Here is a 19,731-nt window from a genome sequence, read left to right on the forward strand (position 1 = left end):
AAGCGTTCAAAATTAGGTGTTTACTGTGCAGTTAACCGCTCTGATTTCAAATGTAACCTTTTCAGCTTCAGCAGAATAACTTCTTGAAGGTTCTTCTGCAAAAAATGCATATTGAGATACAATTTTGATGTCTTCTAAGTCATTGAATACTAAATCTAACATCTTTGCAGTTTTACTTTGATGAGTATTATAAAATTGGTCTTTTGAAAGCTTTGTTAGCAATTTGTACTCATAAGATCCAATTGTAACTTCAATATTGAATATGAAAGTAATGGTTCTAGGATCCCTGAAGCTAACTACGGGGAAACCCCTATCTTCACTGCTAGCTACCGCTCTTGTTGTAGGTTCACTTGTAAGTTCTAACTTACCACCTTGAACTTCATTCCCACCAATTGAAAAAAATATGTTCCTTAAATCATAGTATTGTTCCATTCTCAATTCTCCTTCAAGCTATTTAGATAACTATTTATATCTTGTGCTGTAATGTTTAAAAGGACAGCGTTCATAGAGTGGTTATAAGTAATCTCTATTGATAAGAAAAGCTTTAGCTCGGGTGTTGGTGATATGTGAATCTTAAGCTTGGAGTAAGCAACAATAATATTCCTATCAATGAAACGTTTAAGCATACATTCAACAGCAGCACTGTAAGCATTATCTCTTTTTCCTGAGAGTTGTAGTTCTGATAGTTTACTATTCTGTCTACCATTAACATTCCATACTCTAATAAGCTCGGATGTAAGTTCAGATTTGATATAATGATAAGTAAATAATTCGTCAATGGGAGTTCCTTCAAGAGTTACTCCTTCCTTAAAAGCCATAACACCATCAAGACCAGTCTCATTAAGCAATGAGTAAAAGTTAATATTAGCATTCCTAAGTTTACAGGTTATAGAATCATCAGTAATAGGACTCATACCGCTAAACTTAAGTCCATAAGGGTTTACAGCATGAAATATACTCGCTTCATGTAAGTATTTAGATATAAATCTTAAGTGTAAGTATTCCTCTCCTTTAGAGTGGATAACAATAATTTTAGATTTAGAATTCGTACCATTTTTAAACAACGCTTTTATTTCAGATTCTTTTGTTGCAAATACAAAGAAGTGAGCAGGGTCTTTAAAATGAGTATAATCATCCTTATATATTGTAAGCCCATCACCACCATCACTGTTACTTGAATAAGTATTAATAAGGGCAACAAAAGTATATCTATTGTCTCTAAGTTGGGTTTTAATTGCCTTTGCTTCGGTTCCCTCTTTATATATAAGTAGCTTGACTGATCTAAGTCCGGCATCACCTGCTGAGAAGAATGCTTGCATTGCTTTTTTTAGGTATTCTCTCTCCTTATTAAATTCATCCTCACCATTACTTCCTTCTTTTTCAAGTGCCTCGATTTGTTTTTCAAAGCTATTTATATTTAAGTTTAATATCTTTACCTTAGGTGTTGAATCATTGAGTTTGATCTTTGCACATTTATACACTAGTAAGGGTGTATAGTAACTTACATAGTTTATATCTAATTCAGAATGTGCCAAATTCACACTGATTGTATCTTGTGGCATTCTGTTCTTCCTCCTTAATTTGGTTTTCTTTTACTTGCACATTAGCTTTAAAACCACAACTTGCACAGTATGCCAACTGACTATAATTGCTCTTGATATCAATAAGACCAGAATTTTGCATATTGGTTGTAGCATAAATGTAAAACTTTAGATCTATTTCATGAGTGCTTATACCTTCTTCAGGTTTGAATGTAAACCGTTGGGTACCTAAGTCATGTAAAAAATCACTAAATAACGTATAAAGTGACATAAGTCTCTTATATGCATTCTTATTAACGTTTGCAAATGCCATGAAATAGATTTGGAAACAGATACCAAATTCATTTACATTTTTGTAAAATGAACCGGTTCTTAAGTTGTGATTAAAGAGACCTAAGGTATTTTCAAATTTTATTGCAAGGATATTGGGCTTTTTTATTGTATGTTCAGACATGTATGGATGGTTATGCGTATTTATAATATCAACATCAAGTTTATGAATGCTTGCAAATTTAGTGAAGTCTTTTAAAACTGATATTAGAGATTGATTTATAGTAGCAATATCCAGTATCATTCATTTATCCTATATTCAATGGTCTTAAGCATAAGTCCGCTGCAACTGAGTGGTACCTCAGGTGTTTTGCTACCCCTTCTCTTTTTTAAAGCAATTGTCTTAGGAGAGAGTGCAGGTTTTACTTTAGATGCTAATACGTAATTTTTATAATATTCTATAAATGCATTTCCCAAAGCATTCATACCATTTTTAATGCCTTTATTAAATTCGTTATTCATATAATTGGTATTAACGTATTCTCTAAACTGAGAAGAATTAGCTACTTCAGTCAAGTGCTTACGTATAGGTAAATTCTTAGTACCCATTTCATGTATAAATGCTACCAAAGCACGTCCCCCAAACCAACCAATCTCTAATTCTACTTCTCTAAAACCTTTTATCTCCATTCCAAACCCCGTAAAATTAAAGTCTTATAACCAACGCTAGAGTCAATCTTTATAATTTCAAAAAATGAACCCTCAAGTGATACTCTGTCTTTAATTTCAAAATTAATCTCAGCATTTGTGTAAAGCTTTGATAAGTTTTCCAAGTCATAAATATTAGAGTCATTAATTTTTACAAGTTCTTGTGGAGAGATATCGATAATAATTCCAACAAATTGAGTGTAATTATTTTTATCGAAATTAATCTCAGGGCTTTCAAACTCATCATCATGCGAATATGTTCCTTTGTAAAACCGGAAGTATGATTCTTCACGAAACCTGCCAATCATGCGATCTGCCATACTAGCAAGTCTTTCTCTTGTACTCATTACACAACACCTATGCAGTAAGTCTTACGTGCTCCTGACTTAATTTGTGTGAGAAGCTCTTCAAAAGAAGAGCAATAATCTTTACCCCCACAATTCAATTCGGTGCCTGAGGATGGATAATAATCAATCTCAAGCTCACCAAATTTTTCTTTTTTGATTTGTTCAAGACCAAACTCACGAATCACACCAGAACGCTTTAGATGGCAACCTATGTGATAATAAAGCAGTAGAGATGCTTGACTAATATTTAATGTGCTAAGGTTAACACCACGTGTATTAAGTATCATCTCAAGTAGCTTTGCTTGTTCTTCAAACTTTGCAAAACTTAAATCCTCTTCAGATAAATCTAAGAGAGCTTTAATTCGTAAGTAAAGCTCTCCAAAACCTTCTGATGATTCTACATCACTATCCATAAGTCACAATTCCTTAACTTTGCTTAATATCAACTCTTAAAATAGTCTTCTGTGTTGCCAAAAGTCCACCAAGTACAAAATCAATGTATGAATGAGCAATATCAGTTGAATCCTTATCAACTTGTTCATTTGGCATTGGTAACATATATTTACTTGGTTTGAATTTAATTAGTTCTGCATTTAATGGATAAATTAGTATCTGATTTGAGAGTAAGTTACTTGTCTGTATATATACTTCTTGTCTATTATTTACAGCTTTAATAGTCTTAACCAAAAAGTCTTCCCAAGAGTCAGTTGAAAAATAAATATTAGATGATGAGGACGCATTTGGTATTGCATATGGTTTTACAAGTTTCAAACTGGTTGCTTGGTCAACTAATACCATCATAGGAGTAGAAAATTCATCACCAAGTTCTAACTTTGCAAGTCCTGATTCAATCTTTTCAAAGATCTTATCCATCTTATCTTTATCACTACTGCTTACTTCTTCTTTGACTTGATCTGGCATATTAAGTAGGCCATACATATTAGGAAGCATACGTTTTTGATTCTTTCCATCTTTTTGGATTGAAACAGTACCCGTTAATATGAAGTGATTTATAAGTTTAATAATCTCATTACTTGCAAGCTTATATGCTTCCTTGAAAGGCAATAAATTATTATTTACATCGCCTGCATAATCATTATTTTTATAAAACTTATTTCTTCTATCTTTATAAGCATTAGCAATAGAAATATTAAACTCATTAAAGTTTTGAGGACTAAAGTTAGGATCTAAGATTGATATATCCTCATTTGTTAAGTTAAGTTTAATCTCACCTTTGGAACTGATACTTGTAGCTTGGATCCTTTTCTTTATATTTACTTTAGCAAGGTTTACAAGTTGTTCAAGCACTTCTCCATCTAAATGACTAGTATCTCTTACCTTAGCAATAGCTTGAATGTCTTCAGCTGGTACGTACTTTCTAACAAGTTCCCTACGTTGTGCTTGCATTATATCTTTTAATAAGTAGCCTTTAGCAAGTAGTGTCTCTTTATTAAAATGCGAACTTAAATGTTTGCGTGCTAAAGTATCAATCTCATTAATACGAGAAGCCTCACTTAATAATTTATTTTCTTCTTCCAAGCGTGCTTGCGTATCGGCAAGCGCCTTTGATATCCTCTCATTAATACTTAAATTCTGACTATCAGATTCTCTTGTTGCTTTATATGCTTTATATTCTTCATATTCCTTTAAACTTAAAGTAATACTATTTTTATCCTCTTTATTATCCTCTGTACTTTGCATCAAGTTATCCTCTTGTGTATTATTTACATTTTCTTGTGTTTTTTTGTTCATAAAATCTCCTTTTAGCCTTCATAAAAAAATAATTTTGCTCTTAAAGCGTCAAGTTCTCTTTGACTTAACGTATTGCTTGATTCTAATTCCTTATATTTAAGGGTTAATTCTATAAGTCGCAAATCTCTCTCATACTTTTCTTCTTCAGTTAGCACATGCAATGAATTAAATCTCATGTCTAAGTAGTAATGCTTACCCAGTTTACTATTACAATTAATTTCTAGCTCTTCTTGAACACCTTTTAGAAAGTCATAGTAATTCGATCTGTCCCCCTTACCATCACTTCCCAGTCCCTTAACTTGTTCATTAAAGCTCCTTGTTAGTGGTTCTTTTGTGTCAGCACCTATCTTTGCTTTTACTAATGCTAATGCTTCCTTTAAATAGGTTAAGTCATACTTAATAACCTCCAGTGAGGCATCTGGTGTGCCACTGTAAAATATTCCTTCATTATTTAAGTTGGATTTAAGTCTAGAAAGCTCTCTTTCTAAATCTCTATTTACACTCTTAAACGTGCTTATATGATTCTCATTTAAATCATTTCTTTTAAAGATATTAGGAAATATGCTCGCCCTATCATTAACACCCTTAGTTAAAAGTTCTAATGAGGTTGTAGCATTACTTAAGGCATCTTGTAATGATACTAATGATTCATCCCTGTAAAATAAAAAGTTATGACTCTCTATTCGCTTTTCTATTTCTTTATATATTTGTTCAAAAAGATATATATTAAGCAAAAAGCTTTGCGTATAACATGGGCTGTATGCTTTAAGCACATAATCATAATTGGAGTGTATGATTACCCTGCTCTTATGAATCTGTATTTCCTTATAAGATATCTTCCCATCTGTATTTACTTTTAAAGTATATGTTATATAAGTAGCATCAGGCCCCTCATCACGAACATTACTATAATCAAGATACATAAACCCAATAGGCAATTCTTTATTTACTTCCAAGTGTAAATCTTGTAGCTGATCTGCTGTTTTAACTAAAATGTATCCAACACCATTAAAACGATAACTAATAAGACACTGCAATAATGTTGCTTTTAGCTCTATTTTTAACGTTTCTAAAGCATCATTAACATTCAAAGCAGTAGTTACACTATTTAAAGTGATTCCATTCTTAAGGCAATCTTCTGCTACATTTGAAATGTAGTTTCTAAAAAATATTGAATATTTATATAAATCTCTTGAATTAATCTTAAAATTTAAGCTCATGGCTTATTTAACCTTTAACGATAGCAAGTATAATGCAATATTTAATTTTTGCTAATTATTTCTAACAAAAAATTAAATAATTTTTGTAAAAAAATGACGGAAAAAAATAATTGACAGAAAGTCAATTAAATAAGGGGCTAGTTAAATAAATTTACTTTACTAATAGTGATATTAATGCTAAAAATATTCCTATATTAAGGGTGATAAGAGTCCCAAACATCCAATTATGTAGTCTTAATGTACTCTTAAATTCCATTCTGTTAAATTCCATATCTTTTCTAACAAGAGAAATTTCATTGCTCACAGATGCAATGTCAGATTTTAATTCATTTCTAACAGTATCAATCTTTACATTTAGATTATTCTCAACATTATTGATTTTATTATCAAGTTCATTGAATTTAGTATCAATCTTGTTATCTAGTTCAGTAAATTTAGTATCAATCTTGTTATCTAGTTCAGTAAATTTAGTATCAATCTTGTTATCTAGTTCAGTAAATTTAGTATCAATCTTGTTATCAAGCTCAGTTTTGACTGCTTTAATCTCAGCTTGCAAGCTTGACTCTACCTTTTCAAGTTTTATATCAAAGTTTTCTTTTAAAAACTCAATATCTTTATGAGTAAGCTCATTACGATAATATCTGTAAGACAGATCAATAGCAATCTCTCTATTTATCCCAGCTTTGGTAAGTTCTGCTATAACCATTTGTTGTGTAATTACTGGTTGTGCAAGTCCCATAAAAATCTCCTTATTTAATTATTATATAATATTTTAAGTGTTATAGGAACCTTCTTTTAGTAAAATGTGCTTTAAGAGAACGTATACCCAAAGTCAATAACATATATGCTGCTGAGAGGCTATCTAATGAATCATCAGCACTCTTTCCATCTCCTTTGTACTTATAAATATCAGCAATAGCTGACTTGCTTGAATAGTCTAGAATACTTAAGTTAGAACTTGCAAATGGTCCTATTAACGTAGCAATTCTAGTAAATTTATTACTTATAGGTTTAATTGGCGCAATTCTAAACTCATGACTCATACCTGCTCTAAGTTTAAGAAAGGTTTTAGTCACATTCCCATGCCCAGAAGTATCATCCCTATCTTCAACATATAGTGTATGTACATTAAGGTTTGTCAAAATAGTTTTAATTGTATTTAATACCTTAGGATCACTGACTGGTAACTTCTCTTGAAATATAAATGCATAATACTTTTGATCTACTCTTTCTAAAACACAAAGGGCAGTATTATCACCTCCAATGCTGTATGCAGGATCTAAATATGCTATTGGACTTATAAATTCATGATTACTTGTAAGATTAATATTGGTAAATATCGAATCGTATGAGGCAACCCATTCTCCCAAAAGTACCCTTGCTTTATATGTTGGCATGTCTTTATAAATCTCTTCTTGGGTTTTAATAAATTCTTTTGATATTAGTTCATTATCATATGTTGTAAAGTTATATGTAGCATAAGTTTTTTTATTATCAATAAAATCAGTTTTAAAAAAATGTTCTGGACTGTCTGGATTTGTATCAAATATAATAGTTTCCATACCTACTCTAAGTCTCTTTAAACATTCTATTAATGTTTCTTTATGCAGTGTAGTTGCTTCATTAACGTAAATAAGAGCGGAATTACTTCCTCTAAACCTTTCAAAATCACTTGCCTTATCTCCACCATATAGATTGACTCTTAAGGAGTCTATTTCAAAATATGATGTATTAGAAAACTTTGGCGTAAAGGGTACTCTTAGCATGCTAGCAATCTTTTCAAACTGCCCTAAAACATTAATCTCTAATGATTTTTGGGAATTACCTAATATAAAATTATTGGTATCCTGCTTATAAAGATGTCTATTCTTAATGAGCATCTTTAGATATAAATAGCAAGCCAAGAATGTTTTACCACTGGCAATACCACCTGACAGGATAATTTTACTTCGATTATTATTCTCAATTAATTTTAAAACCTCACATTGTTTCTTAGTTAAATATGTCTTTTCAAACCCTCTAAAATCAATAACAGTTGCTTTCAGTTTAATTAAATCTGCTATATCAATACCAAATTCACGCTTGTATTCTTTTTGCATTTCCTTAAAAAGAGGTAGTTTATATATATCCATTTCCTAACCTTTAAATTTAAAATTTAGATCTCACATCAACATCAGTAGCTTTAAGCTTAAGCATTGTCTTATAATAAAGTGACATCTTCTTAAGTTCTCTTTCCCTTTTAAGTTCATCCAGTTTAAGTTTTAATTCTTCAAGCCTCTTACTCTCTTCATCTGAATGCGAAAGATTATTATCTCTAATTTTATTATCAAAACTTATAATCTTAGATTCTAATACTTCTATCTCGTGATTATGGGCTTTAAGTTCCAACTCTAAATAACGACTAAATGAATTTATAAATTCAATTCCCAACATGCTTCTGGCCATACTAAACTGACTTTTAAGATCACGCGCTTGGGCTGTACTTTGTGAAGCATGAATCAAAATATTAGTTAAAGTATCCTCACGAATAGTAAGCTTAGCAGTTTCTTTAACGTATTCAGGGTCATCCTTAACCTCTTCCCACTTGCGTCTCATCTTTCCTACATTAACACGACTTACTCCCAGCTCTTTTGCTATTTGTGCGTCATTAAGCCTGCCTTCTTTAAAATACACAACATAATCATCAAATGACTTCTTTACTCTTCTCATATCTCTTTAACCCTAGTCTAAATTAACAAAACTTAACAAAAACTAATATAAACTCTATAACAAAACAATCAACTTTACAAAAACAATTAAGACTTATAAATAATATAGATAGAATCCAAGAAAAAACCCTAGTATAGGTTATACTGTATCTAAAGATTAAAAAAGGAGAATATTATGAATAAACATATAATATTATTAATACTTTTCAGTGCATTATTCTTGTATTGTCGTAATGGGGATGAAACAACACAAAGGAAAGCTAATCATGAAACAATAAACGGGTTAACAGAAAATACAGGAACAACTCAAAAAACACCTGAGGAAACATTAAGAGACAAGTTAAATGCTATCGAAAAATCAAATCTAGATTTCTTAAAAGATGCTTTAAATGATAAGGAAAAGTTTAATCAACTTCTAAATCTAGATGAAGGAAAGATAAAAGCTGCACTTGAGCATATAAAGAATCAACTTGCAAATTGTAATGACGAACAAAAGAAAACTTTTAAACAAGTTTTACAAGGATACTTTGACACAATGAGCGATAATAAGTTAGATGAAATTCAAGCAAACGCAATCAGTGGTTGTCAAGCAGGTGGTTAAAAGCACCTCTTATAATCACAGATGAAAGTTAAGAAATAGTATTTAAGAAAGGAAGATTTAAAAGAGTAAAGCCACAAACAAAGATAAAGAAAACAAATAAGGAAAATAAACGAATAGGGATTGTTAGAAAAAATAGTAAAGATAAATAAATTAAACTGGTTACAAAAATGGTAAAAGAAGATAAAAAGTAAACAATTGGTTAACAAAGAGAAAGAGGTTAAATTTTAAAGAGCAATACGTACCATTGTAAAATGAAGATCCACTAAAAAGACAAATAGAGTATATGTAGAGGATATTTTCAAGTATTTGTTAAAGATAGGATAAAGTATACTAGAAATATTAACCTAACATATCAAAAAGTACCCTTTCTATCTACATAAAGTACCTTAGAGGGGGTATTTTATATACAATGAAGCGACGTTAGAATTGACTTACAATACAAGTATTTGCTAACATTTTTGTAACTAATTTTAAATATTTTTAAAATCTTTAGTTAACAATAAAATGCATGAAAAGGAACTCTTAACTAACAGTAATCTTAACTTTATAAATGAACTAATAAAGCAAAATGAATGCCTCAATGAAGAATTGTCACAACTTAAAAGTACACTTAAGAGTAAAAATAAAGCTTCAAAACAATCAAAAAACACTCCTGTAAGATTCTATCTAAATGACAAAACAACCAAACTAGTAAAAAAATGTATAAAAAAGCTTATACAAATCAACCCAATCTCTGGATGGTTTGTATATATCTTAAGTATTACTGGTTGCAGAGGTGTTGAGATACAAAATGTAAGACTATCTGATGTATCAAAAGAAACAAGCAGCGATGGTGAAGTATTCTATTCTCTTCGTGTTAATGTAGCAAAAAAGAGAAGTAGTATCTGCATAAGAGAAGTAGTTATTAGTGAGTCTGAATTTGATGCTATTATGCAAATACATCAAGAACATTTTGCAAGCAAAGGAAAAGACAAAAGGCGTACTTATCTTTTTCAAAAGAGTAAACACAAATTCCGTGACAATAGAATTAGCATAATTAAGATTTCAAAACAATTTAAATCATTGCTTCTTAAAGCAGGATTTAGGTATCGTAAATCTTTACATATATGTAGAAATATATTTATTGCCTCACTAAAGTCTAAAGGATACAACTCATTTGAAATTAAAGAACTTATGAAATACTCATCTACTACTGAGATTGATAATGTTTATGGACTCTCCCCTGCAAGTAAAATTAATGCTTACAAAGATATCAAAACTAGCTTGAAATAACTTACAATTTTTGCTAATTTATTATATACTTCTACTAAAGTTATTATCAAAATTCATTTTACCGCATATAAATATGTACAAATATAAATACCTAAGAACCAATCCTTAGGTATTTTTTCTAACAATAAATTATTTGCTAAGCTCTAGTTTTTGTCAATTATTTAGTGTATAATACATATAAATCCTGAAAGTTTCAACCAATATTTCATTTTTAAAATAAAAAAAGACTCTACTTCTCTCAATCTTTTAGAGTCTTTTTTTATACAACAAATTAAGAATACAAATTCACGCTTGCACTTTAAACATTTCAAGTTGAATATAACGAGTATTTTTACAACTCATACTTGATTTACTGGTTCTATATGAAGTTGCAAGTATTTCATGTTTAGTATGCCCAAAAGTATTAGCAATGCCAGTTGAACGAGCTATATAATTAACATTAAGATTATATTTCAAGAAAAGTTCTAAAACCCTTAAATCATCAAATTCACTTATTGCAAATTGCCAATTATATCTCTTCATCTCTACAATGAGCCTCTCAAGAGAATCTAAATTCCACCCCCGATTATCAGCAAGACTTCCACGTGAAATTGAATATGGTGGATCAAGATATACAAATGTTGAAGCAATCTTATCACGCTTAGGTAGAGCACCCAGAAAATCAAATATATCACGCGAAGTAAATATTGCACAATCAAGCATCTCTTTTGCTCTAGACTTATAAGTCTTAAGCATACCCAGAAATAATCTCTTAGAATTGCTTCTATCTAACCTCATAGTTAAGTTACATGAACCATATAGAGAATACAAACTTCTTAAAACCATATATTCTATCTTGTCTTGATTTTCATTTATAATTCTGTCATAAATAATTGCGTCTCTTACCTTCTTGTAAAGAACATCAGGATTGCGTCGCAAATAATAAAAAAACTTATAAATAAACTGAGAATTATCATTGAGTATATTGTAACAAGCTAATGGTTTTGCAAAAAAGATTGCGCCTGTTCCAAAAAATCCTTCAATATATGCAGTATGCTTAGGAAAAAGACTTATAATACCCTTACTATAACGATACTTATTTCCTTCTCTAGCTAGCAGTTTCAATGTTTCCTAAACACTCTCCTTGATGTAATTTGATATTCAACTCCTCTTTCCTTAAGCATAAGTGAATCATAAAGCACTCTGGAATCGTTAGTTGCTATAAAATGATATCCTGATACACCTTTGATTTTTACTTCACTTATCTCAAATTCATGACTTGCGCATCTGTAAGAATGACTTATCCAACGCACACTTGTCTTAATGCCAAAATTTTGAAGTATACTGCATGGATTTACAATATAACAATTACTTTTAATGTATCCTAAACCAACAAATTTATGATAATTATTGTTAATATCATTGATACTAAACTGCAATTTTTTAAATTGTTCTATGTAATAATGAAGACATAAAAAGTAACATCCCCACTGACGTATTTCTAAAATTAACTTTGGATTATTTTGCGTTATTTTCATCTTTAACCTCTAACCTTTAATCTTTAACCTCTACTATCAAATTTAATACTTTGAAATTCAACTTCAAACAGCGATAAATCTTCAAAAAAATTAACATAAGGTCCACAAACATAGAAGACCTGAAATGCTTATTTACAGAAAGACTTTTTTCCTTAATCTTAGTTATTCCACATATAGCTTTAATATGTGGATTCCTTAGGCAAAACCTTAAAAAAATATCAAGATAATGCCTCGCTAATGAACAAGTAAATTCCTCATCGTAAGGTTTCACAAGCACTACCGCTCCCTTCTCAACTACCTTGCTCAATAAAACTTCTTCAAATTCATCTCTTTGGTCCATCATCTTCTCTACAAGTTCAATTTTTGCATAGAGCATACTCAAAACTCCTTAGCTTACAATTATTTTTGATTGCAATATATCATTCCTAAAAAGGGATATCCTCATGAAACCCTTCATCAGAATCAACCTTATTAGTTGCTCTTAAAGCAGGTAATGGGCTTAGTATTTGAATCTCATCCACTAAAATGCTGCTCTTGCTTCTCTTATCACCAGTGCGCTTGTCATCCCAACTCTCATACCTTAAAGACCCATTAACTACAACTTGTTTCCCCTTTAAAAGAAATGCTATTAGTCTTTCTGCTCTACTCCCAAAAAGCACACAATCAAAAAATTGAGCATAATCTATCCATTCATTATTCCTTTTTATTCTCCTATTATTAGCTAAACCAAACTTCAAAATAGGAATGCTGTTGTTAACGTAAGTAATTTCACTGTCTCTAGTCAGACGCCCTGATAAGACTACTGAATTAATATCAGACATGAGAGCTCTCCTTATCCCTTAATCTACTCATAATTTCCATGAGTCTTAAATCATGATCAAGTCTTCTCATATCCTCTAAAAATTCTTGTCTTGAGTAATAATCATAAATTATTTTTTCTAAAGTTCTTTTGCTAAATTTACATAAAAACTTCACAACCTGATAAGTCATTAGTAAAAGTACTACCATAAAGCTAATCCTCATAAGCCCCCACCACCTTAAGCACTTACAATGGGAGTTGCAATATCAGACCATTGCTGCACTGAATCTAAACTACTAGCAAGAAAACTGATATTGCCACTTAACGATTTGAATCTATCTTTAATAGCTCGCTTGGTTGTATCTAAAGAAAATAGATTACCTTCAAAGCAATAATTTACATGCTCCATTAATGAAAATTCTGCAAATATTTCATCTATTCGGGATTTAAGTTTATCTTTCATAGGTTTTGTTGTCTTATATAACTCTTGTGTATGTCTATTCTTAGCTATCTCTTCTGCTTCTTCTATCTCTGTTTGCAAAGCACTAATTTCACTAAGACATCCTTTCAACAGATTATCCTTCTCTTTATCAATCTCCAGGTCAGTACATCTTACAAATTCTAAAAAGTCATCTTTATACTCTGATTCTGAAAAATATTTGTATATCTCACTACTCTCAATCCCTTCTTGAATTAGTTCACTTAAACTATCTAAATCTATATTCTCAATATCATACTTTGCTCTTAAAGTTTTGGCAATGCGACTTACTTCCGCTTCCATTCTTGAAACATCAAACATTACTTCATTAATAAACTTATCATCCCTCTCAATTACACAATTAATAGCTTCATTACCTATTAGAAAAAACAGATTCCCCTTACTTAAACCTGTACATAAAAGTTGTATTTGCACTTGAACGTAATACTTGAAAAAATATTTGTTTTCTAAGAAGTTACCATTCTTATTGTATTCAATTACAGCACTCTTTAAATGAATATTATCACTGCATTTAATTTCTAAAAGTTCTGCTTCCCCTTCTTGGTTTTCAAACCAACCATCAATTGTTGAACCAACCAAATTATCCCGTCCCTTAAACTTCTTGAAGTAATTATACTTATCTATCCCATTTGCATATTTATTCTTATGTAAAACAGCAATCTCATCAGAGTGTATACGTACAAATTCATCAAACCCTAAATTCTCAAGTATCTTTCCTTTCCTCATGCTTAAGTTCTCTTCAAATGAAATCTCTCTTCCTAATAATTTCAAGACCCTATCAAGCATTAATTTTGAAACACTCTCTGCTCCAATAAACATACTCCCAACTTCACTTGCTCCTATACGCTTTAATGAATTCCTTTGAATGTTAAAATCAACTTTGCTATTAAACTTGAAACATTCAGTTTTGCCAATTCTTGATAGCTTGCGTCCTATTCTGCTTATTTTACTTACACTTTTTTGTCTCTTATTAATCTGGTCTTGACTTTGATGTGCAAATGAATCAAATCCTTCAAACATTTTTTGATCATACAAACCTGGCTGCTCCATCCCTACCTCTACTATTTTCTCTTTTGTTTTTGTTGCTTTTATATTTGTCATTTGTAAACTCCTATTTTATGAACTACTAAAAATAATATAGCAAAAAATTGTTTTTGTCAAAACTTTTGCTATATTATTTTTTTGTTATTTTTAATAAAAACATTTTATAAAATGTTTTTATTAAAAATGGATTTACTTTTTAACGGGTATTGCATTATCATGATTAGTAGTAAATTCATAAAATAGGAGATTTAATATGAGGAGCACAAAAAAGCCTACCAAAAAACATCAATATAAATTAATCGTTTTAATATCTACACTAAACTACATGAACTTAAATCTTAAAAAATACACCCAAAGCAACATACTTTATTACTTTAATAACAATATGAAAAGAAATGGCCAAAAACTTGCTAAGCTTAAAACACTTCAAAAATATCTTTATAAATTAGAAAAAGAATTAGGTGTCACAATTAATTATTACAGACATTTGGGTGTTAACATGGGAACTGAAATTCACTATGACCTTAAGTATTCTAAAAAAGAATGTCATCACATAATCAATAAATACTTCAAAGAAAAAAAGAAGAGAGACACAAAGATCGTGTAAATGCTAGTCTTGAAAAAAGATGTAATAAAAAGGGGAGTGTAGAAAAGGGGGAGTGTATATATAATATATATAATAATAAAAAAGAAGAAAAGAAAGACATAAAAGAAATAGAAAAACTGCAAGTAAAAAAGTACGCTAAGAAATGCAATTTTAGATCAAATGCTTTCTTCTCTATTTTGAATTTAAAACTAGAAAAAGATGTTACAATTAAAGTGCTTAAGATACTTAAAAGGACAGAAAACTTCATCGAAAAAACTAAACACAAGAAAAAAATCAATATTAAGTCACAAGAAAACAAGCTTGCAAGTAAGCAAAAGGAATTAAGTAGAATACTGGATGAAACAAAAGTCATCTTAAAAAATGAAGGCTATAACAGTAAACAGTTGGAAATCCAAATACAAAAGGTATATGAGCAATATAAAGATAAACCACACTTTATCATAGAAAACAATAAGTACAATGACTTAGAAAAGATAATAGGGAAGCTTAAAAAGACGGTTGAACGTGTTAAAGTAACCGCAAAAGAAGATGAGAAAGAAATTAGGAATAACCTATTTAGCATACTTCTTGAACAATTAAGACATAAAGTAGACACATCAGTTTTAGTACCAATACTGAAAGATTATTTAAACAAACAGAACAAATTGGAGTATAACAAGGTATTTAATAATCATTATTACTACGAAATTTTAGAGTTAGTAGAGAGTGGTGGGAATTATTTAAAATTAGGAGAACCCAAAAAAATTACGAGTTAAGGATTAGTTGTGGAGAGTGTATTAGAACGCCTCAAGAAAAAGGAATCAGAGATTAAAGAGAAAAGAGATAAACCCATCTTTGTTAAGATAGAAAGTCATAATGACAGGACATTATATCACACAAAAATTATGACAGATTTTTATGCATTTGGCATTAATAAAAAGCAAAATAAATTTTTTATTTTGCTTAGAACATTATTTAATAGAAAGAAAGCGGAATTTTTTAATCTATTTCCTGCAAGAGAAGATGATAAATTTTTAGGTATTTTTTACGGATATAGGAAACCAATCAAGAATGTTGTAACAAGATATGAGGAGAACGGGATTATGAAAGCATCTACCTTTTCAAAGGTTTACTACATAGAATTTAGGTTCAAGAAAGGTAGCGTGTTTTGCTATATTGTAGGAATTTCTTATTTACTTAGAAAGGATAAAACCGATACGAAATATTGCAAATCTTTAGTTGAGAATCTTGCAAACTTAGAAAAGGAAGTATATGAATTTTATGGTAAAAAATTATCAGACGGAGGGCGCATAAATAAATGGATAGAAAAAAACCTAAGATAATCACTATAGCATCAATTAAAGGGGGTGTTGGGAAAAGTACAAGTTCAATCATATTTGCAACACTATTGGCCCAAAAGCATAAAGTGCTTTTAATTGATATGGATACCCAAGCTTCTACTACTAGTTATTTTTATGAAAAAATAGAGGATCAAAATATAGATTTAAGAATAAATAACATATATGAAGTTTTAATAGATAAATTAAACGTCAATAGTTCAATTCTAAATGTTGAAAGTAATTTAGATTTAATCCCTAGTTATTTGACCTTACATAGTATAAATGCATTTGGATATAAGCATACTCTTAGTGAATTTAAATTAAAGAATGACCTGAAATATTTGAATATTAAGTATGATTACATAGTAATTGATACTCCCCAAGTTTAGATTTCACATTAACTAGTTCTTTAATTTGTTGTAATTATGTAATAGTGCCGATGACAGCTGAAAAATGGACAATTGAAAGCTTTGACCTTTTAAAATTTTTTATGGAAAAAATAGCTTTAGAACTTCCTATTTTTTTTATTATTACTAGGTTTAAGAAAAACAATACACATAAACGATTATTAGAAATGATTAATTCAAAAAGTAATTTTTTGGGAACTATATCAGAACGGGAAGACTTGAATAAAAGAATAGCAGAAAACAATATTTTTGATTTTGGAAAAGACTATATTAAAGAATATGAAAATTCTTTAATAAATTTTTTAAAAGAGTTGATTGATTTAAATATTAGTTCAACGCGTTGAACTAATATTTAATATAATTCAAGAGGTTCGATATGAAAAATAATAAAGAATTAAAAATTAATAAAAGAAATATTGATTCAAAAGGGAATGCATTACTTACTGCATCTGATGATAATGAAGAAGGTGCGGGAACAGTTCGTTATAATGCATTGAAAAAGAAATTATATATAAATCTTAGGGAAGGAATCTATAACAGAATAGAGTGTATGAAGATTTTAAAAGAAATAAAAGATAATGAATATTATAAGTTAGATGGATATAAAAGTTTTGATGCTTTTATAAGAAATTATGATGTTGCAAAAACCCAAGCTTATAATTATTTAAAAATTGCAACAGCCTTAGAAGAAGGATTGTTAGAGGAGCAATATGTACTAGAAAATGGATTTAGACAAATATTAAGCTTACTAAAGGATAAAGAAAGTGCAACAATAAAGAAATCAAAAGTAAATCCAATAAAACCATTAAGGTTTCAACTTAAAAGTCAAGAAAGTTATGGTTTTTATAAGAGCAATGCTAAATTTACTAGTTTTTTAATGGATGAACTTTTTGAAAATCAAAAAGATTTGCTTGATAAGCTTTTGAAGAAGTATAAAGAATTAAAAGGGGAATGATAAGGACGTATTTATGAGTAATTTAGCATATAAAACATATAGAACAGAAGATTTAAGGGTAGAGTTTTTAAATAAGGGGTTTACTGAAGAAGCAGTAGATTTCATTTTACTTCATAATGATAATTCTAATTTTGAAGTCTTAAGGGAAAAGATGAATTCATTAGAACAACAAATGATTAATGTAGAACAGAACTTAGAAAAAAAGATATTGAATTCATTAGGATGGAATTTAACAATAAACTAGAAAATTTGGATACTAAGATAGACAATGTAGAGAAGAATTTACAAGAAAGACATATCTAATTTAGAGCGCAGTTTACTTAAAGAAATAGAAAAGCATGTACCATCCAATCTATCAATTGAGAGTGAGGAAGATAATGATGCAAATACCTTAGGAACTAGACAAGACACAACACAGGAACAATCTAAGGGTGTAGAAACCCCACCTGTAGATGTGAATAGAGTTGTGAAATCTAATAATACTAATACAGTAGGAGTAAATAAAGATAATAAAGCTAATTCAATTAAGTTTAGTTGCTATAAAAGTCTTCTTATAGCAGCACGTGGTATGCATAAGCATTTGGTTGATAAACCATTTAAGAGTATATCGCAGATAAATGCATATTTAAGTGCTATAAAGAAGGGGGATGATTCTTCCTTTTTAGAGTATTTTAATATGAACAAAGCTTTAAGGAGTGTTAACTATTGGATAGAACTCATTAGAGAATATATATTTAAGAATAATCATCTTATGAGGAAGTTAGATCAATTTGAGGCATTTATAGCGCTTATGCAGCCTAAATATGAGGATAGTCCACTCAGATTATTTGGATTCTTGTCAAGAGAAGAAGAATTAAGATATTTATTTGATACATAGATGATAATTTAAAGCAAATAAGCCCCATTAGGGGCTTTAAATAATATTAATTTTGTAATTTTGAATATTTTTTGTAAACCGCTTCAGCAATAGGTTTAGTTATCTTGATGTATGCTTTGAAAATGTTGATATTAAACATTAAATCCTGGATTGTCTGTTCAGACTTGAGTGTAGAAGAATCAAAATAAGTAAACTTAGGATACTTTGGGTCATTAACTTTCTTTTTTGTACGTGTTAAGAATACTTGCAAGTACATAACATAATCAGCTAGCTTAGCTTCATAAGTACTTAATTCTGTGAGGGTTTGGGTTTTAGGAAATGTTGGTTCTTCCGTTAGAGAAGCAATAGATGTACATGAGAAGATAAGCGTTAAGAAAGTTAAATTTACTAGTTTTTTCAAATTAGGCCTCCTTTAACATTTTGATGTAAGTACTCATGAGCTTATTACGTTTAGCTCTAAGTTGAGAAATGTATTTTGAATAATCATCATAATCCCCAGCAGTTTCTATTATCTCGATGTTGAGCCTTAGTATTTCTTCAATTTCAGAGAGTAGTTTGATAGCTTCCTTTTGTTCCATTTGATATACACTTGCCTCATATAGTGAGTAAAAATAATTAACCACTTTGGTGAAAATATTAATGTAGGTTACGGTGTTTTTACCTTGGTGGTTATTTTTTATAATTTCTGTAAATTTGTTTAGGATATCAACACTTAATTTAGCAGTACTTAATTTCATTTGACCTCCTTTTCAATTGATGAGATTTCTAATGGTAATTGCATATTATCTGGATTGCTATTAACCTTTTCTATAAATTTTTTGATTTTAGTTTGGATAGGTTCAAGTGTTTCTCTTATTTGCGGAGTTAAGGCATTCTCTAACCTTTCCATATTTTGTGTATAGATAATCTGATATTCTGTGTAAATGTCGTTTAGTAGCATGAATGTTTTATGAGCATTTTCATTAAACGACCCATCTTCAAAATTAGATAGTGTGTCAAATAATGTTACGATTGCATTTAAAGCAGTATCTAAAGAATTACGATCAAGTATCATAAATCCTCCTTTTCTTTGTCTCTGTCATGTATTTTTATCTTACTTAATAAGATACTTAGCATATCTTTGATTACTGGTTTGAAAATCAAACCCAAACTTAATATAAAAATACTAATAATGATTAACTTCACTTCATTGATGTTAATTAGTTGAAGTAAAAAATCTAATATGTTATTAATACTTAATTCATTCAACTTTATCACCTCGTGTTTATAATTGGTAAGCTACAACTAT

At 29.7% G+C, this 19,731-nt stretch carries 26 protein-coding genes and 4 pseudogenes; 8 read left to right on the forward strand and 22 right to left on the reverse strand.

The window, feature by feature from the left end:
* Positions 1–12: 12 nt before the first annotated feature.
* The 12 genes and pseudogenes from bhDAH_RS04875 to bhDAH_RS04925 form a co-directional block, all read right to left on the reverse strand.
* Entirely contained in the window at positions 13–432 is a 420-nt protein-coding gene (locus bhDAH_RS04875; RefSeq protein ID WP_062706278.1) for a DUF1463 family protein, read from the reverse strand.
* Positions 433–434: 2 nt separating this feature from the next.
* A complete protein-coding gene (locus tag bhDAH_RS04880; protein WP_062706281.1) occupies positions 435–1,562 on the reverse strand; it encodes a DUF787 family protein in 1,128 nt (375 codons plus the stop codon).
* A complete protein-coding gene (locus bhDAH_RS04885; RefSeq protein ID WP_062706284.1) occupies positions 1,522–2,115 on the reverse strand; it encodes a DUF764 family protein in 594 nt (197 codons plus the stop codon). Before bhDAH_RS04885 ends, bhDAH_RS04880 begins: the two co-directional genes overlap by 41 nt.
* Positions 2,112–2,501, reverse strand: coding sequence for a hypothetical protein (locus bhDAH_RS04890; protein WP_062706286.1), 390 nt, complete (start codon positions 2,499–2,501; stop codon positions 2,112–2,114). The genes bhDAH_RS04885 and bhDAH_RS04890 overlap by 4 nt, the downstream gene beginning before the upstream one ends.
* Positions 2,492–2,866: a DUF1506 family protein gene (locus bhDAH_RS04895; RefSeq protein WP_062706289.1), complete on the reverse strand. Its 375-nt coding sequence runs from the start codon at positions 2,864–2,866 to the stop codon at positions 2,492–2,494. The genes bhDAH_RS04890 and bhDAH_RS04895 overlap by 10 nt, the downstream gene beginning before the upstream one ends.
* Complete coding sequence (locus bhDAH_RS04900) at positions 2,866–3,279, reverse strand: DUF3890 domain-containing protein (protein ID WP_247098888.1); 414 nt, start codon at positions 3,277–3,279, stop codon at positions 2,866–2,868. Before bhDAH_RS04900 ends, bhDAH_RS04895 begins: the two co-directional genes overlap by 1 nt.
* Before the next feature lie 13 nt (positions 3,280–3,292).
* A pseudogene (locus tag bhDAH_RS07580) lies at positions 3,293–3,994 on the reverse strand (hypothetical protein); the annotation flags it as partial.
* A gap of 30 nt (positions 3,995–4,024) precedes the next feature.
* A pseudogene (locus bhDAH_RS04905) lies at positions 4,025–4,618 on the reverse strand (DUF1357 family protein); the annotation flags it as partial.
* Between the two features lie 11 nt (positions 4,619–4,629).
* Positions 4,630–5,838, reverse strand: a complete 1,209-nt coding sequence (locus tag bhDAH_RS04910; RefSeq protein WP_062706335.1) for an anti-CBASS protein Acb1 family protein — start codon at positions 5,836–5,838, stop codon at positions 4,630–4,632.
* A 151-nt stretch (positions 5,839–5,989) separates the two neighbouring features.
* On the reverse strand, positions 5,990–6,577 hold the full coding sequence (bdr, locus tag bhDAH_RS04915) for a Bdr family repetitive protein (protein WP_062706411.1): 588 nt from the start codon (positions 6,575–6,577) through the stop codon (positions 5,990–5,992).
* A 40-nt stretch (positions 6,578–6,617) separates the two neighbouring features.
* Positions 6,618–7,970, reverse strand: a complete 1,353-nt coding sequence (locus bhDAH_RS04920; protein ID WP_247098889.1) for a PBSX family phage terminase large subunit — start codon at positions 7,968–7,970, stop codon at positions 6,618–6,620.
* Between the two features lie 16 nt (positions 7,971–7,986).
* Entirely contained in the window at positions 7,987–8,547 is a 561-nt protein-coding gene (locus bhDAH_RS04925; protein ID WP_247098890.1) for a DUF603 domain-containing protein, read from the reverse strand.
* A gap of 174 nt (positions 8,548–8,721) precedes the next feature.
* Between bhDAH_RS04925 and bhDAH_RS04930 the strand changes: the two genes are divergently transcribed.
* Positions 8,722–9,147: an Mlp family lipoprotein gene (locus bhDAH_RS04930; RefSeq protein ID WP_247098891.1), complete on the forward strand. Its 426-nt coding sequence runs from the start codon at positions 8,722–8,724 to the stop codon at positions 9,145–9,147.
* 504 nt (positions 9,148–9,651) lie between these two features.
* The gene (locus bhDAH_RS04935) at positions 9,652–10,419 is read left to right on the forward strand and encodes a tyrosine-type recombinase/integrase (RefSeq protein WP_062706351.1); all 768 of its coding nucleotides are present in this window, start codon (positions 9,652–9,654) and stop codon (positions 10,417–10,419) included.
* A gap of 285 nt (positions 10,420–10,704) precedes the next feature.
* On the opposite strand, the gene bhDAH_RS04940 is transcribed toward bhDAH_RS04935, so the two are convergent.
* Genes bhDAH_RS04940 through bhDAH_RS04965 form a run of 6 tightly spaced genes read right to left on the reverse strand, consistent with a single transcriptional unit; the run spans position 10,705 to position 14,335 of the window.
* A complete protein-coding gene (locus bhDAH_RS04940; RefSeq protein WP_032489656.1) occupies positions 10,705–11,523 on the reverse strand; it encodes a DNA adenine methylase in 819 nt (272 codons plus the stop codon).
* A complete protein-coding gene (locus bhDAH_RS04945) occupies positions 11,520–11,936 on the reverse strand; it encodes a DUF261 domain-containing protein (RefSeq protein ID WP_062706348.1) in 417 nt (138 codons plus the stop codon). Before bhDAH_RS04945 ends, bhDAH_RS04940 begins: the two co-directional genes overlap by 4 nt.
* A gap of 16 nt (positions 11,937–11,952) precedes the next feature.
* The gene (locus bhDAH_RS04950; protein WP_247098894.1) at positions 11,953–12,312 is read right to left on the reverse strand and encodes a hypothetical protein; all 360 of its coding nucleotides are present in this window, start codon (positions 12,310–12,312) and stop codon (positions 11,953–11,955) included.
* 49 nt (positions 12,313–12,361) lie between these two features.
* Complete coding sequence (locus bhDAH_RS04955; protein ID WP_062706345.1) at positions 12,362–12,757, reverse strand: single-stranded DNA-binding protein; 396 nt, start codon at positions 12,755–12,757, stop codon at positions 12,362–12,364.
* Positions 12,750–12,944 carry a hypothetical protein gene (locus tag bhDAH_RS04960; protein ID WP_062706341.1) on the reverse strand — a complete coding sequence of 65 codons (195 nt, stop codon included), beginning with the start codon at positions 12,942–12,944 and terminating at the stop codon, positions 12,750–12,752. Before bhDAH_RS04960 ends, bhDAH_RS04955 begins: the two co-directional genes overlap by 8 nt.
* A 29-nt stretch (positions 12,945–12,973) precedes the next feature.
* Positions 12,974–14,335 carry a DUF244 domain-containing protein gene (locus bhDAH_RS04965; protein WP_247098892.1) on the reverse strand — a complete coding sequence of 454 codons (1,362 nt, stop codon included), beginning with the start codon at positions 14,333–14,335 and terminating at the stop codon, positions 12,974–12,976.
* A 268-nt stretch (positions 14,336–14,603) separates the two neighbouring features.
* Here bhDAH_RS04965 and bhDAH_RS04970 point away from each other — a divergent pair.
* From bhDAH_RS04970 to bhDAH_RS04995, 6 genes and pseudogenes are all read left to right on the forward strand, one after another.
* A pseudogene (locus bhDAH_RS04970) lies at positions 14,604–15,640 on the forward strand (plasmid maintenance protein).
* A gap of 9 nt (positions 15,641–15,649) precedes the next feature.
* Complete coding sequence (locus tag bhDAH_RS04975) at positions 15,650–16,207, forward strand: DUF226 domain-containing protein (RefSeq protein ID WP_025434395.1); 558 nt, start codon at positions 15,650–15,652, stop codon at positions 16,205–16,207.
* Positions 16,183–16,955 (forward strand): annotated as a pseudogene (locus tag bhDAH_RS04980) (ParA family protein). The gene bhDAH_RS04975 and the pseudogene bhDAH_RS04980 overlap by 25 nt, the downstream one beginning before the upstream one ends.
* 32 nt (positions 16,956–16,987) lie before the next feature.
* Positions 16,988–17,566 carry a chromosome replication/partitioning protein gene (locus bhDAH_RS04985; RefSeq protein ID WP_032489803.1) on the forward strand — a complete coding sequence of 193 codons (579 nt, stop codon included), beginning with the start codon at positions 16,988–16,990 and terminating at the stop codon, positions 17,564–17,566.
* Positions 17,567–17,579: 13 nt separating this feature from the next.
* Positions 17,580–17,810: a Bdr family repetitive protein gene (gene bdr / locus bhDAH_RS04990; RefSeq protein ID WP_247098886.1), complete on the forward strand. Its 231-nt coding sequence runs from the start codon at positions 17,580–17,582 to the stop codon at positions 17,808–17,810.
* A 222-nt stretch (positions 17,811–18,032) separates the two neighbouring features.
* A complete protein-coding gene (locus bhDAH_RS04995) occupies positions 18,033–18,443 on the forward strand; it encodes a hypothetical protein (protein ID WP_247098887.1) in 411 nt (136 codons plus the stop codon).
* A 46-nt stretch (positions 18,444–18,489) separates the two neighbouring features.
* Here bhDAH_RS04995 and bhDAH_RS05000 read toward each other — a convergent pair whose 3' ends face one another.
* Genes bhDAH_RS05000 through bhDAH_RS05015 form a run of 4 tightly spaced genes read right to left on the reverse strand, consistent with a single transcriptional unit; the run spans position 18,490 to position 19,691 of the window.
* Positions 18,490–18,843, reverse strand: a complete 354-nt coding sequence (locus tag bhDAH_RS05000; protein WP_032489800.1) for a BBA14 family lipoprotein — start codon at positions 18,841–18,843, stop codon at positions 18,490–18,492.
* 1 nt (position 18,844) lies between these two features.
* A complete protein-coding gene (locus tag bhDAH_RS05005) occupies positions 18,845–19,180 on the reverse strand; it encodes a BlyB family putative holin accessory protein (RefSeq protein ID WP_025407106.1) in 336 nt (111 codons plus the stop codon).
* A complete protein-coding gene (locus bhDAH_RS05010) occupies positions 19,177–19,497 on the reverse strand; it encodes a BlyB family putative holin accessory protein (protein WP_025434310.1) in 321 nt (106 codons plus the stop codon). Before bhDAH_RS05010 ends, bhDAH_RS05005 begins: the two co-directional genes overlap by 4 nt.
* Positions 19,494–19,691 (reverse strand): BlyA family holin, encoded by a 198-nt coding sequence (locus tag bhDAH_RS05015; protein ID WP_025434156.1) that lies wholly within the window; start codon positions 19,689–19,691, stop codon positions 19,494–19,496. Before bhDAH_RS05015 ends, bhDAH_RS05010 begins: the two co-directional genes overlap by 4 nt.
* Positions 19,692–19,731 lie beyond the last annotated feature (40 nt).

Source organism: Borrelia hermsii DAH, assembly GCF_023035675.1.
Taxonomy (GTDB): domain Bacteria; phylum Spirochaetota; class Spirochaetia; order Borreliales; family Borreliaceae; genus Borrelia; species Borrelia hermsii.

What these genes read in the sequence shown, in the direction of transcription:
- bhDAH_RS04910 (WP_062706335.1), bottom strand. Translation starts at nt 5,838, where the DNA reads ATGAGCTTAAATTTTAAGATTAATTCAAGAGATTTATATAAATATTCA.
- bhDAH_RS04955 (WP_062706345.1), bottom strand. Translation starts at nt 12,757, where the DNA reads ATGTCTGATATTAATTCAGTAGTCTTATCAGGGCGTCTGACTAGAGAC.
- bhDAH_RS04930 (WP_247098891.1), top strand. Translation starts at nt 8,722, where the DNA reads ATGAATAAACATATAATATTATTAATACTTTTCAGTGCATTATTCTTG.
- bhDAH_RS04935 (WP_062706351.1), top strand. Translation starts at nt 9,652, where the DNA reads ATGCATGAAAAGGAACTCTTAACTAACAGTAATCTTAACTTTATAAAT.
- bhDAH_RS04900 (WP_247098888.1), bottom strand. Translation starts at nt 3,279, where the DNA reads ATGGATAGTGATGTAGAATCATCAGAAGGTTTTGGAGAGCTTTACTTA.
- bhDAH_RS04925 (WP_247098890.1), bottom strand. Translation starts at nt 8,547, where the DNA reads ATGAGAAGAGTAAAGAAGTCATTTGATGATTATGTTGTGTATTTTAAA.
- bhDAH_RS04920 (WP_247098889.1), bottom strand. Translation starts at nt 7,970, where the DNA reads ATGGATATATATAAACTACCTCTTTTTAAGGAAATGCAAAAAGAATAC.
- bhDAH_RS04875 (WP_062706278.1), bottom strand. Translation starts at nt 432, where the DNA reads ATGGAACAATACTATGATTTAAGGAACATATTTTTTTCAATTGGTGGG.
- bhDAH_RS05010 (WP_025434310.1), bottom strand. Translation starts at nt 19,497, where the DNA reads ATGATACTTGATCGTAATTCTTTAGATACTGCTTTAAATGCAATCGTA.
- bhDAH_RS04895 (WP_062706289.1), bottom strand. Translation starts at nt 2,866, where the DNA reads ATGAGTACAAGAGAAAGACTTGCTAGTATGGCAGATCGCATGATTGGC.
- bdr (WP_062706411.1), bottom strand. Translation starts at nt 6,577, where the DNA reads ATGGGACTTGCACAACCAGTAATTACACAACAAATGGTTATAGCAGAA.
- bhDAH_RS04985 (WP_032489803.1), top strand. Translation starts at nt 16,988, where the DNA reads ATGAAAAATAATAAAGAATTAAAAATTAATAAAAGAAATATTGATTCA.
- bhDAH_RS04880 (WP_062706281.1), bottom strand. Translation starts at nt 1,562, where the DNA reads ATGCCACAAGATACAATCAGTGTGAATTTGGCACATTCTGAATTAGAT.
- bhDAH_RS04960 (WP_062706341.1), bottom strand. Translation starts at nt 12,944, where the DNA reads ATGGTAGTACTTTTACTAATGACTTATCAGGTTGTGAAGTTTTTATGT.
- bhDAH_RS04950 (WP_247098894.1), bottom strand. Translation starts at nt 12,312, where the DNA reads ATGCTCTATGCAAAAATTGAACTTGTAGAGAAGATGATGGACCAAAGA.
- bhDAH_RS04885 (WP_062706284.1), bottom strand. Translation starts at nt 2,115, where the DNA reads ATGATACTGGATATTGCTACTATAAATCAATCTCTAATATCAGTTTTA.
- bdr (WP_247098886.1), top strand. Translation starts at nt 17,580, where the DNA reads ATGAGTAATTTAGCATATAAAACATATAGAACAGAAGATTTAAGGGTA.
- bhDAH_RS04965 (WP_247098892.1), bottom strand. Translation starts at nt 14,335, where the DNA reads ATGACAAATATAAAAGCAACAAAAACAAAAGAGAAAATAGTAGAGGTA.
- bhDAH_RS05005 (WP_025407106.1), bottom strand. Translation starts at nt 19,180, where the DNA reads ATGAAATTAAGTACTGCTAAATTAAGTGTTGATATCCTAAACAAATTT.
- bhDAH_RS04945 (WP_062706348.1), bottom strand. Translation starts at nt 11,936, where the DNA reads ATGAAAATAACGCAAAATAATCCAAAGTTAATTTTAGAAATACGTCAG.
- bhDAH_RS04890 (WP_062706286.1), bottom strand. Translation starts at nt 2,501, where the DNA reads ATGGAGATAAAAGGTTTTAGAGAAGTAGAATTAGAGATTGGTTGGTTT.